This window comes from Mycoplasmoides fastidiosum (assembly GCF_024498275.1).
Taxonomy (GTDB): domain Bacteria; phylum Bacillota_I; class Bacilli_A; order Mycoplasmatales; family Mycoplasmoidaceae; genus Mycoplasma_N; species Mycoplasma_N fastidiosum.
Map to the genome: position 1 here is coordinate 151,938 of NZ_CP101809.1, position 13,603 is coordinate 165,540.

At 29.2% G+C, this 13,603-nt stretch carries 9 protein-coding genes and 1 other RNA gene; 3 read left to right on the plus strand and 7 right to left on the minus strand.

Annotated elements, in window-relative coordinates; all coding sequences use genetic code 4:
* Positions 1-114 precede the first annotated feature (114 nt).
* The 5 genes from NPA10_RS00675 to ssrA all read right to left on the minus strand — a co-directional run bounded on the left by NPA10_RS00675 (position 115) and on the right by ssrA (position 10,407).
* A complete protein-coding gene (locus tag NPA10_RS00675; RefSeq protein ID WP_256547623.1) occupies positions 115-2,118 on the minus strand; it encodes a hypothetical protein in 2,004 nt (667 codons plus the stop codon).
* Positions 2,119-2,271: 153 nt separating this feature from the next.
* Complete coding sequence (locus NPA10_RS00680; RefSeq protein WP_256547624.1) at positions 2,272-4,218, minus strand: hypothetical protein; 1,947 nt, start codon at positions 4,216-4,218, stop codon at positions 2,272-2,274.
* Positions 4,219-4,386: 168 nt separating this feature from the next.
* Positions 4,387-7,095, minus strand: coding sequence for a hypothetical protein (locus NPA10_RS00685; RefSeq protein WP_256547625.1), 2,709 nt, complete (start codon positions 7,093-7,095; stop codon positions 4,387-4,389).
* A 392-nt stretch (positions 7,096-7,487) separates the two neighbouring features.
* A complete protein-coding gene (locus NPA10_RS00690) occupies positions 7,488-9,548 on the minus strand; it encodes an iron ABC transporter substrate-binding protein (RefSeq protein WP_256547626.1) in 2,061 nt (686 codons plus the stop codon).
* 450 nt (positions 9,549-9,998) lie between these two features.
* Positions 9,999-10,407: a transfer-messenger RNA gene (ssrA, locus tag NPA10_RS00695) on the minus strand.
* A 102-nt stretch (positions 10,408-10,509) separates the two neighbouring features.
* Here ssrA and greA point away from each other — a divergent pair.
* The 3 genes from greA to NPA10_RS00710 are packed head-to-tail and all read left to right on the plus strand — an operon-like array spanning position 10,510 to position 12,152.
* Entirely contained in the window at positions 10,510-10,986 is a 477-nt protein-coding gene (greA, locus tag NPA10_RS00700) for a transcription elongation factor GreA (RefSeq protein ID WP_256547627.1), read from the plus strand.
* 20 nt (positions 10,987-11,006) lie between these two features.
* Positions 11,007-11,459 (plus strand): hypothetical protein, encoded by a 453-nt coding sequence (locus NPA10_RS00705; protein ID WP_256547628.1) that lies wholly within the window; start codon positions 11,007-11,009, stop codon positions 11,457-11,459.
* Between the two features lie 15 nt (positions 11,460-11,474).
* Complete coding sequence (locus NPA10_RS00710; RefSeq protein WP_256547629.1) at positions 11,475-12,152, plus strand: hypothetical protein; 678 nt, start codon at positions 11,475-11,477, stop codon at positions 12,150-12,152.
* Between the two features lie 17 nt (positions 12,153-12,169).
* On the opposite strand, the gene NPA10_RS00715 is transcribed toward NPA10_RS00710, so the two are convergent.
* On the minus strand, positions 12,170-12,952 hold the full coding sequence (locus NPA10_RS00715; RefSeq protein WP_256547630.1) for a DUF3196 family protein: 783 nt from the start codon (positions 12,950-12,952) through the stop codon (positions 12,170-12,172).
* A gap of 2 nt (positions 12,953-12,954) precedes the next feature.
* The gene (locus tag NPA10_RS00720; protein WP_256547631.1) at positions 12,955-13,599 is read right to left on the minus strand and encodes a DUF402 domain-containing protein; all 645 of its coding nucleotides are present in this window, start codon (positions 13,597-13,599) and stop codon (positions 12,955-12,957) included.
* Positions 13,600-13,603 lie beyond the last annotated feature (4 nt).

The following is a 13,603-nucleotide window of genomic DNA, read 5'->3' on the forward strand; positions in this document are numbered from 1 at the left end:
TGTAGAAACTAATTTTAATTATACTGGTAAGTAGTATTTTCGATATTAAGAAAGTTTCAATATTAAAAAATCTTAAAAACAAACCAATCAATCAATGATTGGTTTGTTTTTAATTTATTTTCTTCCAAAATGAAATTTTTCGGCTAATTCAGAATGTAATTTATTTTTCTGAGTGAAAAGATTTAAATTTGTTAACTTTAAAATAAACGTAGATATTTTTGATGAGGGATTAAGGCTGTTGTCCCTAAATTCTCAATCATCATCTTGTAATTTTTCTAATTCATTTTTTAGTTTGGTAAAAGAAAAATTAGCATTTGTTGGAGTCTCAGTTTTTTCTTTTTTTATTAATTCATCTAATTTTTGCATGAAAGTTTTCAACTCTGACATTGCTTCTTCATTGACTAAAGGAGTCTCTCTTTGAAATAATTCATTAAAAAAATCTGTATCTTCACGTTCTGCAAAAACATTTTCTTTAGTGCTTACAAAGTGAGTAATTTTAGAATAGAAATTTCTGATTTCATTAATGATTGCAGATATTGTTAATACATTTTGATAAGTAGATGCTTTGTTAATTTCATCACTCAATTTTTTAGCTAGATTTATAAAAGGATAAATGGTTTTTGTTTGATGATTGTTTTCTCAAATTAATTTTTTAAATGATTCTCATCTAGATTTAAATTCATCTAATTTTGTATCTAATTGGTGTTGATTATCAGCATCTGAAATTTTTTTGATTTCTTCAAAAATAGTTTGAAAACTAGGCTCAGACTCATTTTTAATTGTTAAAGTATTGTAGAGATTTTTTTCTTTATCTACTTCTTTCAAATTATTTACATCGTTATTAAAAGTTGTATTAATATTTAATGCTAATAAATTAATTGCCTCTGAATTATTAGTTAATAAATTCTTATTGAAAACTATTACTTGAAGAATTTTATGCAATTCACTTTTAAATTTCTTATAGTCACTTAAAATCATTTGAACTCTATCAAGTAAAGAATTATCAGAAGTATTAGTATTAGGTGCTGAATTATTAGATGAAAGTAAAACTTGTTGTTCTAAAGTGTTTAAAAGACTTTGTAAATCGTTTGTAAAATCTTTATCAGTTTCATTATTAACAAAAAGATTATTATTAGCTGATTTAAAGGCATTAATCTCTTTTAATAAAGATTTAAGATTCATAATATTTTTTTCAATAGCAGATAATTTATCAGCAAGCAATTTTATCTGATTGAAATAATTTTGTTCTTCTTGTAAAATTTGACCTAATACTTCTTGTAGATTCTGAGATTCAGTATTTAAATATTTATGAACACTCATAATAAAATCATTTTTAGTTTTTTCAAAAACACTATCTGAATTATCACTTATAAAATCATTAATGTTTTGGGTTAAGTTTTCAATGTTTGTGATTAATTTTTGAAAAAGTGATTGAAAACCGGTTCTTTGATTTTCATTTTCTTGTTTTGAAAAAACATTATCAATTTTAGATTTTAGCTGCGTTATTAAAGATGAAATTGGAGTTGTTGTAGTTATAATTTTGTTTGCTTGTTTTCTAACAAAAGAACCCCAATTAAGTTCAGGTTTTTGAATATTTAAATAAGGCAATATTTTTTCAATTATTCTATCGTTATTAAAAACTTCCACTAAATTTAGAAAATTAAAATAATAAGTATAAATTAGATTTTTATTTTCGCGGTTTTCGTATTCTAATAAATGTTGAAATTCTTTGCTATTAACTAAAAGTTTTGTTGTTGCTATTTGTTCTGCACTAGCTCTTGGAGTCTGGGGTTTTGTATTATCAGATTTTTCATTTTTTTTGGGAATATTAGGTTGGTCTGCTTGGGTATTGTTGTTAGTTTCAGCATCATTCCCAGAATTTGAATTAGCTTCTGGACGAGAATTTGTTTGGCTATTATTTGCTTGATTGCTATTATTAGTTTGGGAATTATTATTTGAATCAGATTTAGAATTAAATTGTGGAGATTCAGTTTGGTTATTAGATTTTTGATTTTGTATTTGTTCAGCACAAGCTGATAAAACAAAACTAGTTATAAAACTGAAAATGAAACTAGTCAATCAAAGCTGACTAGATTTAAAAAAGTTAAATTTTTTCATTGAAATGAATTTTCTTTTTAATTTTTCTAACATCGAATTAAAATCAGAAATTAATTTTAATTATAAAGATGTAATATTATTTTTTCTTATTAAGAATTTAGCTGCTAGTAGATTAAAAAAACAAACCAATTTTGAATTGGTTTGTTTTTTTAATTATTGTTTTCCGTAATTAAATTTTTTGGCTAATTCAAGGTTCAATTTATTTTTCTGCATTAGAAGATTATACTTTGAAAGTTTGTTAATAGATATAACCACTTCTGATAAGGAAGTGAAATTATCAGTTTTAAACTCTCATCCATCATTTTGTAGTTTCACTAATTCGGTTTTGAGTTTAGTAAATGAGAAACTATCGCTTGTTTGAGTTTGACTGCCTTCTTGTTTAATTAATGCATCTAATTTTTCCATGAAAGTTTTAAATTCAGGGATTGTTGTTACATCTTCTGGTTTAGGATTCTCTGATGGAATACTAAAATAATCAGTACCATCAAAATTTGCAAAAGAATTCTCTTTTGTACTCACAAAATTTGTGATTTGAAAATATCGACTTCTAATTTCATTAATTAATGCAGATACTTTTAATACATCCCGATAAGTTGAGGATTGTTCAATTGCTTCATCTAATTGTTTTGCTAAATTTACAAATGGATAAGTAGTTTTTTGTTTGTTATCTACTTCTCAAAGTATTTTTTTAAACTTTTCTCACTTATTCTTAAATTCATGTAATTCATTTTCTAATTTGTTTTGTTTATCAGCATCTGCAAGTTTTTTAATTGCTTCTGTAATGATTTGGAAACTATTTTGGGATTGAGTTGTAGTTGTCAAAATATCATAAAGTTTTTTATTATTTTGATCACTATTAACTTTTTTCAAACTAACTACATCACTATCAAGGATTGTATCAATATTTAGTGCTAATAAGTTAATTGCTTCTGAATTATTAATTAATAAATTTTTATTAAAGGTGATTATTTGAACAGTTTCTTGTAATTCGTTTGTAATTTTTTTATAATCATGCAAAATTTTTTGAATTCTTTCAAGTAAAGAATTGCCAAAATAAATTACATCATTATCTACATGGGTTTGTGTTTTGTTATTTAAAAGTAATACTTGATTTTCTAAAGTATTTAGAAAATTTTGCAAGTCATTTATAAAGCCATTATCTTCACTATTGTTAGTGAAAAGATCATTATTGTTAGTTTGAAAATCTTTTATTTTTTTTAATGTTACCTGAAGATCAATAATACTTTTTTCAATAAAAAGTAGTTTATCAGCAAGTAACCTTACTTGATTTAAATAGTTTTCTTGATCCTGTAAAACCTGAATTAGTGATTTTTCTGAAGCTTCGGGTGTAATAGTTAAATATTTGTGAATATTAGAAATAAATTTATCCTGTTTGTTTCGTAAATCTTCTTTTGAACCATCGTTAACAAAATTAGTGATTTTTTGAATTAAATTCTGAATATTTGTGTTTAATTCTTCAAAATAAGATTGAAAACTGGATTTTTGAACTCTATTTTCTTCTTTTGTAAAAACACTATTAATTTTAGATTTTAGTTGATCTATTAACGATGAAATTGTAGTTATTTTTGTTGATTCAGTATGTTTAACTAAAATGGGGAAATTAAACTTGGGTTTTTGAATATTGAAATATGGGAGTACATTTTGAATTGTATCATCGGCATTGAAGATATCTTGCAAACTTAAAGTATCAAAGAAGAAGGAAAAAATTCGATCTCTATTGCCACGATTTTCATATTCTAATAAATGTTGAAATTCTTTACTGTTGACCAGAGTTTCTGTTTTGGTAATTTGTTCTTTAGTAGCTTTTGGGAAAAAAGGAGCTTTAGTATCAGATTTGGGATCTGTTTTATTATTAGATTGATCGGATTGATAATTCTTATCATTTTTAGAATCTGTATTTGTATCAGGACTGGACTTAGATTTAGAAGCAGAATTAGGTTGAGAGGATTCAGTATTATTCTCAGATTTCTGAGTGGGTGTTTGTGTAGCACAAGCAGATAAAATAAGACTACTTATAAAGCCTAAACCTAAACTAGTTAATCATAATTGGCTAGTTTTAAAAAGGTTAATTTTTTTCATGGAAATGAATTTTCTTTTTAATATTGTTTTTCACATTTCATTAAATGTAGAAGATAATTTAGATTATAAAGACCAAGTATCATTTTTTCATTTAAATAAAATCCTATGCTCTAAAGAGGGAAAACTACAAATAAAAAAACAGCCTTTAACTAAGCTGTTTTTATTTGCTTAAATTTTAATTTTAGAAGCATCAATAATTGGGGCAACAAATTTAGTAGTTATATTTGAAGCCCAGTCACCATAAACACCACTATTATTTTCGCTTAAGAAAAAGTTAGGTACTTTCATATTAATTAAAACAACATGGGGGTCTAATTGCACCAAATCATCAGCTAACGCAGCAATGTTGTATTCGGTTTTACCAAAGAAAATAGCAATTTTTGCTAATTCTTGCACACTAGCTTTTACAGGCATGCGAAAGACTGAGCGGACAGCTTCGCCCAAAGTAATTTTTACAATCGATACTTCAGGATTAAATTCTTTGCCACTATTATTAATGAAGTTATCTTTAACGATTTGACGAATTTGTGGCTCTAAACTATAAAGTTCATCATTGGTTTTTACACCCTCTAACAGTGCGTCAATTTGGGCATTAGCGGCTTCGTATTTATAAACACTTGTTTGGGCTGAAATCCCATAATATAAGAAAGCATTAGTGATATCGAAAAATTCTGGGTTTTTTCATAACAGATTGAAGTTGTTTTGGTTTTTGTATTGATCTTCTTGAAGATCACCAACTTTTTCTTCAATGTTATATGAAAGGGTTGGAATTAATGCTCTTTGGGATAAATGTGGATTATTAACAAAAGTTTCAAGCTTATCAGCTACTGGATTTCATAATGGTTGATTATTAAAAGTATCAGGTAAATGATAAAAAGCCCGGGATAAGTTGACAACCATTGGTACAGATTTAATTAAAAATTGTTTTTCAACTAAATTTTTAAATAATACTTCTACAGGTCGAGCGGGATGATTGGGTTGGTTTACTTTAGACCGATCACTATCGTGAACAAATAAGTAACTTAAAATTTCGAATAAAGCTGAAGAATCACCTTTATCAAACCGATCGTGTAGTTTTCCTAAAACATATTGTGCACCAACTGCAGCATTTGCGCCTTGGTTAGTACCGCTATGGTTGATCTGATTCATTTTATGATAAATTTTTTCTCAAAATGTTGGTATTTGAGACAGATCAATTGTCATTGATGAATCTGAGGCTTGTCAACCTAAATTAACATTTTGGGCTTTACGAACATCAAGAGTTGAATTGATTGATAAGTCTAAAGGAGAATGCAATGATTTAAAAGTTAGAGAAACAGACTCATTAGCTTTCACACCAATTGTGTTAAACATTAAGAAATTAGCAAAATTCGTTAAAAATAAATTGGTGTTGGAATTAGTGGATTCTTCACCTTGACTTAAAGATTTAATGATTGCAGAAAAATCAAATAATTTATTTAAATCAAAACTTTGATTCTGACCATTGAATTGATGACTACCAACAAAATTAATCATTAAATCTTTTAAGAAAGTAACCTTAACCTTAAATTCGTAAGAGATTTGCGGGTTTTCTAAATCAGAAATGAATAGTTGAGGATCATGAATTCACTGTACTTCAATTCGTAAATTTTTATCGAAATAATCGGATAAATTTAAATCCAAAATTTGTTGAATTCAAGCAGAAACAGATTCAGTCGATGGTAAAGTACGTTTGCCATCATGAGTGTCTAAAATGGCATCTAAAATGCGACGGATTAATTGATTGTGTAACGTTGAATCTAAGATTTCATCACGTTTTACTTTATCAGTTAAAAAGATGTGTAATGGTGATTGTAATTTACCAGTGTTATCTCCCACAGAAGGGGTAATTAAAAATCTCATGATTTTTTCAACATCTTGAAATCCTAAACTAGCTTGTAATCGGAAGTATTGAGTAAACCAATCATTTACATCTTTTTTATAATCACTTGGTTTCATTTCAAAAAGGGTACGACCAACTTTTTGACGTAAAAATTCGTAATTTGCTCCAGAACTAAAACCCAGATAGAAGGTATTAATGGCATAACTACGTGAAGTAATAAAATTAATTTGTTTAGGATTGTAATTAATTTTATTACCAGCAGTGATTCCCGCAATGGCTTCCATGGTCACTACAAAATTATAGGATTTAGCAGCAATTGATCATGAAGCTGCATAAGAGTTAGGCAGACCATTACCATTACTTGTCACACTATAATCAGGAGTAATTACTCCTTCAAATAAACTAATAGTTAAGGCAACAGTTGACTGGGGGGCAATGCTGATTGAACCAAATAAATCAAACGGTACAAAAGCATTGTTGGTAATATTAAATTCTAATAAGAATGAATTAATAAAAGTAGTGACTGAACTTTGTTTGGTTAATAAGAAATTGAGTTTTAGTGTTTCAAAGTCGATAAAAATATTTCGATTATTTTCCATGACCTCTAATAAAGAATCATGAATATCATCGCGAATGTCTTTTTCAGTTAAAGCAGCAATGCGCTGACGATAAGCTCGACCTTGAGGAATTAATGCTGGATCAATGGCATATTGCCAAGAATCGGAATTACTTTCAGATGGAGTCAAACTGGAGTATTTAGTATCAATGCTTACTGGTAATTCGGATTTGGGCGGCTTAGAATAATTTTCAGTATGTCTGGCGATCTTATAATTATTAGTCATTGTCGCTTGTTCAAGCGGCTGGGAAATTTGGCTAATAGTTTGAGTTGGATTCACACAAGCAGCGATTGCAGGAATGGTTAAAAAATGAAATCCCAAAAAAGCTAATCTTCGTCTTACTAAGCGATATTTATTTAGTTTTTTTTGGTGTTGTGAAACCTTTTGATTAGTAGTCATAAAGACTCCTTTCAATCATTGTTAAAGCATTTGCATTAACAATGGTGCGGGTTCTGATTATGAATTGGTTTTATTGATTGACAATAAAATGACCAATGATATTTTGTGAAAAGAAGCAACCTAGTTGGTTAACTTCACTATTATACAAGTATTCTAAAATTTGTAAATAAATTTATTAATGAACTAAATTATGGTTCTTTACTTGCTTGTAAAAATTAAGAAGGAGATAAAATTAAACCTCATCTAACCCTTTTATATCATGATTTTTTAAGATTAATAAAAATAAAAAACTTACTCCTAACAAAAAATGTTAGAAGTAAGTTTAAAAATTTGATATAAAAAGAGATTCTTTTTTTACAAACAGTGATAAAAAAATTTTTAGAAAAAATTAATTATTTGGTTGTTGTTGCAGCTGGTGTTGAAGTGGTTTTTGGTTGGGTTGTTAAAGGAACTCAAGTTTTAGTTAAATCAACTGGATGGTAAGATTTTCCATCTACAAAATAGTCGGTTCAATAACTTCCTCAATCCATTGCTTTAGCATATAAATCTTTTGCTTCAGTTTTGAAATCTTTATCAAATTGTTTTTGATAAATGTTAACTAGTTGATCTAAAACCATGTTAACTGAAAATGGTGAACGTAAACCTTCGTTTCATAGACCATATTCGACATGATGAACTGAATATTCATCAGAATTAATTCTGTTAAGTTCATCACTCACATTATAAGTTTTAGAAAGGCTTGCTAAACTTTTGACATAAGGAGTAGACCCAGATGTTGCTTGTCCAATCAAAGTACTTCAGTCTTGATTTACTGCAGTAATAATTACAGTATCACTAGTTTTGTTAAAACTTTGTAAATTAGTGGTATCGTCTATTCCTTTACCTAAGTTTCATCATCAACCATTATCATCAATATTAAATAATTCAGCACCACGGTCATCCTCTGGTAAACTTTGGTTTTGTCCAGCGTATCGAACACCATTTTGGGCATTGTAGTCTAAATTTAATTGATTAGTTGTGCTAGTTTGAGTAGCATCAATTGGTAAAGGTTGCTTTAAACCAATATCATGGTAGATAAAGCCAAATTTGGAAATAGTTTGAATTGTAGCATTTCCACTACCACCAGTTGATGGCGGGAAAGTTACTAAACTTAAAACTTTAGAATTAGTGTTGGTGTAGTTGTTATTATCTGGATCATAATTTGTATCAACTACATTAATTTTTTTGAAGTATTCGCGAATGGCTGCTAAGCGTTCTCGTAAATTAGCAGAAATTAAAGAAACATTAGCCAATGCACTTTTCATGAATTCATAACGAATGTCTTCTTTGAAGTTTTTTTCAAAAGCAGCAGTTTTAGTGTATTTATCCAAACCAGATGCTAATTGAAATAAGTAAACCATTGTGTCACGTTGGCTACCTTCAGCAGCCGGAGATGATCCTGGAGTTGCTTGTTGTTCAAATGCTGGGTGGTGATGTAATACTTTTTTAGCAATTTGGGGAACAGTGGTTGTATTAGTGGTTTTAGGATTTAAAGAGTCATAATTGATTTTCCAATTAGTTTGACCGCTAAAACTTTCAATTTTTTTTACTTCATCTTGATTCAAGATTACTTTTTGATAAAGTTGACCAATTTTTTTATCAGCATCTTCATTACCTGGGAAAAAGATTGGAACTTGAGGAGTATTAGGTTGATTTTTAACTCAGTGATTGAAACCAGCTAAATTTAAACGTTCAGCATTAGTTGCAATATTTTCGTCTCAGAAATTCATGTAGGAGTTGTAACGATACAATGCATCAGGAGTTTCTGTGTTAGGAAAATCGGTAGCATACTGATTTAAACCATTGGCTAATTTTGCTTCAGTAGTTCCAGCTGTAGCTTCAGAAGGTTTTTCACTAGTATATTCATATACTTTAGGTCCAAAAGTAGTATATGGATCACGGCTGGCTCGGAAATTAGTTTGAATTAAACTTTCGAAACTTGGCAAAATGTTTCTTGCCGCAGCAACTGTTTTGTAGTCATCAAGAACAAAGCGTTCCATAAACATTAATTCAGCGGCTTTATTAGTTCAAAACTGATCGTTTCTGGTAACAACACCTTCAGTGTAAATTGCATTATTCCATAAACTTGGACCGTGTTCAGCTTTTTCTAATAAATTTTTAAAGCGATTATTAACTTTAGTTTTAAAAGCTTGTTTAACTTGACTAGTATTGTCATTTGTTAATACAAATTTAGCTGGGTTAGTAATATATTCACGCAGTTTGTTTTCTCGATATTGGTAAGGATAATAATCAGGAGTTACTTGTAAAGATAATAATAAGTCGGCTTGACCATTATAGTTAGACAAAATTTTATAATTTTGTACCTGACCACAAGCAGCTAATGCTAGATTAGCAAGCGGTAACAATAGTAGTGAACCCTTAATTAAAGAGTACTTCTTTTTTTTAAATTTCATATGTAGGATTAAAAAAGTATTTTTCTAAATAAAAAGATAAAAATAGACATTTGATTTTGCCGCTTATTATTAATGAACGTTAATGATTTCAATGCCAAAAAAGGAGCAGATGAAAACCAAATGTAATGTTTTATCGTAAACAATTAATTAAAAACTTCAACGCAAAAAAGACCTGTCTTTAATAAAAAACAGGAAATGAAGTTTTTAAATAGGAATATGGATTGAATTAAGGAAGAATTTTTTAGATCAGCTAAAAAATAAAACTCAATTCAAAAAGATAATAGACGGGTTCAATTATAACGAATTTAAATCAAAATTTACAAAAATTAGCTGTTGATAAAAAAATTTAGGGAATAAATATCAAGTAATTAATCAGGGCTTTAGTGTTCATAAAACAAGAAAAAACCACCAACTATAAAGTTGGTGGTTAGTAGGTGGTTAGTAATAAAATGGTGGAAGTGAGGGGAATCGAACCCCTTTCCGCAATTTTCTTCCAAATGAAGTCTACAGTTTAGTTTCATTTAGAATTTCCTAACTATTAAAACCTGAAACGAGTCAAATAATTAGTAAGATTGAAAAGTTCACCAAAAAGTTCAATCAGGCTTTTTGATAGAGCATAAGGGATAAAAGTTAGTTATTTATGCACTAACCAACAGTTTTTGCTTAAAAAGTTAAACGTATATAAGTTTTATTTGTAAAAAGTTAAACGTTTAGAGCTAAGCTTTGTGAAGCCAGTAGATTTACATCCACTTCTTCGTAGTTTGTTTGTTTATTTGCGGTTATTAAGACCTTCAGCTATAAGGGGCTAACCCCACTGCATTCACATGTCCAAAAATCACGTCGAAACCTTGACACTCCCGAATGTTAATCAGCTAAAGACTAGTAAGTAATGAATTAATAATTCGCCAAGATTAACACTTATATTTTATAATATAAGGATTGAAAATTAAGGAATTTTTCGATGAAAATCAATCTATTAACTGTTGAAGGTTTAGAGAAAATTAAAAGTGAATTACGCAATTTGGTTGAGGTTCAACGACCAAATATTATCCGTGAAATTCAGTTAGCCCGTGAACAGGGGGACTTGTCTGAGAACTATGACTATGAGGCTTCTAAAGCACAACAAACAGTGATCGAATCCCGAATTCAAGAATTACAAGAAATCTTGAATCACTATGAAATTATTCAAGACAAACCTACCGAAAAACGTAAAGGTCAATCAGTTTCTGTTGGCAACAGTGTAACTCTATTTGATTTAGCCGAGAACAAACAAGTGACTTATGAAATTGTTGGTTCATTTGATACTAATCCTGAACAAAATAAGATTTCTAATGATTCACCTTTAGCTAAAGCTATTATTGGTTATAAAATTGGTGATATTGTAGAAGTGCGGGGAATTCCTAATCCTTACCGCATTCGCATTGAAGATATTCGTTAATTTTTGCTTTAAAAAATGACATGAACGAACTAAAGAAAAAGAAAACTACGGTTTTCACAATTTATAAACCCGGGTTGTCAACAACTAAAAAGGCTAAAAGAATTTTAGATGATCTGTTAAATGATCTTCATAAACCAAGAATTTGCCGAACTTGTCATTCCCGGGAATTTATTTACAATCAAGCTCAAGAACATTTTATTTGTCATAATGCTGAATGCGCGCAGCCAACAATACTTTATTTGCCTGCGTATGGTTGAAAATTAAATTATGCAAAGCTGGAGCTTTTTTTAGCTTTAATCATTGATACCCAACAAATCGAAATGATTCAGGCGAATCTAAAAATGTCAAAACAAGTGGCACGAAAATGACATAACCGGTTCATTGACCAAATTAACTGGAAAAAGTATAAACTGAGCAAAGACTTATTAGATGTACGTGAGGTCTATGCTTCAATTAGTTGACAACAATATTAATACTTACTAATTTTTATGTATCGAACTTATCTACCTGGTTGCAAAAAACCCAAACCACTTCGTAAAGCTTGTTCCAAACAAAAAAATGCAGTTGTACAAAAAACATGTTCAGGACAACGAATTGTTCCAGTCAATAAAAATCATTCCAAAAATAATTTGAAACGAAATATTGGGAAAATGCCTGTTTCTAAAATTGTGAGCGGACGAATTTTTAAAATTACTGACAAAGCTGTTTATGTTTGTTTCGAAGATAAAATTGGCATTTGTCCCCTACATCATGTAACTGATTTTCCAAATCGTGTTCCAGATTTAATGAAATTAAATGTGATTCAAAATTTTTTAATTTTAACTAACATTAAAGAACGAATTCAAGTTACTAAATTAATGCATGTTGATTCTTATTGACTTCTTTCTTACAAACGGATTCATCCTGAAGAATTAAGACAGAAAAAACGACCAATTCCGACTGCTTCTCATTATCGCCATTTATCCCGCACAATGAGTTATTGGTTAAGTAGACCTAATTATCCTGGTTGTTGACGCACAGAAGTGATTAATTTTGAAATGGCTTTTAAAAAAACTTTAATACAAAATCAAAAAACTAATTCTGTCCAAAGCTGAGAAAATCCACCAGCATCAAAACCGAAACAACAACCAATAAATCAAAAAAACCTTCTAGCTAATGAAAACTAGAAGGTTTTTTTGTCGAATTAAACCCTGGATAAGGCAGCAAAATCAATTCACTGACTCTCTTTTTCGTTAAAGACAAATAAAATAAAATTACGTAAATCGTGATTAGTTAGATGTTCAAATTGTTGAGCTGTTTCAGGATTTAGTAAATATTGTAAATAAACATAAGTGTATTCAGCAATTTCAGCTGTTTCAAATGCAAAATCATTAGGGAAACAAAACCCATACATTTCCATCAACATGTCATTCAATAACTGTTCTTCAACTGGACTTTGTTGGGTTTTGATTTTTAGTAAAGCTTGAAGTTCTTTTTTCTTCTGATAAATTGGAATGTTCGGCAATTCCAGAGTATTGATTTGATCAGTAGTTTTTAAACGAGCATTCAAATATTTTACATCCAAACTGACACCAACCATATAAAAGGATTCAAAAACAAAAGCTTTAGGAACATCATGAATGGAGGGATGACTGAAAAAATTAGCAATTTTAGTTTGAAGATTTTGATCAATGACAATTTCGGTTGTTGCATTAGCCAGAGCTTGTTTAACTCACTGAAAGAAATAACGAGAAATAAAAATATCATCAAAAAAAGCGGCTGCAAGCAGCTGCTGGAAATTTTTTTCGTCTTCAGTAAAAGTTTGATTAAAACTGAGAATAAATTGATTTAATCTTTTAGAAGTGGTTGGGTCTAAATCAGCAATTTCTTCTAATTGTTCCAACATACCACGGGCCATTTCAATTTCCCCCGTTGCAAGATAGTTTTTAATTTCAATTAATTCTTTTTCAATTCGAGAAGGATACATTGTTATTTATTCTTCGGCTTAAATTTTTTATGAAAGTGTTTTTTAGTGGGCGGTTTTGGTTTTAATTTTTGAATAACCGATCGCAATTCGGGGACATCAGCAAATTTTTCTAAAATCAATTTGTTAGCAAATTTTAGTTGGTGCAAATTAAATAATTTATGAAATCATTTAGTTTGAATTAAATACAAAATTTCACGACGTGCTTCATCAATTTTATTAATTAATCGTTTTGGATATTTTCATTTTTTGATGTTGGCAACTAATTCAGTTTGGTCTAAAACTTTGCAATGATCATTACTTTGAATGCGAAAGTCTAAATCCAAATCAACATATTTGATCGCGCCTTCTTCAATAATATAAGGCGAAGCAATATTGACATAAAAGCTATGACGGTCTTCAAAAACATGAACGACAATGTTAAATCATTTCTTCTTAAAGAAAAATCAAAAGCGCGGCACACTGTTGTTATAACAAAAGCTACGAGCACTGTCTTCTTCACTTTTAATCGAGTAAACGCTTTTAGGTGGTAAATACAAACACAAAATGGTTGGTGTTTCATACAATAAATAGGGATATTCGACAATGCGATACAACCAACCATTGTATTTATAAGCGTGTACCATGTATTTAATTTGCTTGAACTTCATAGAT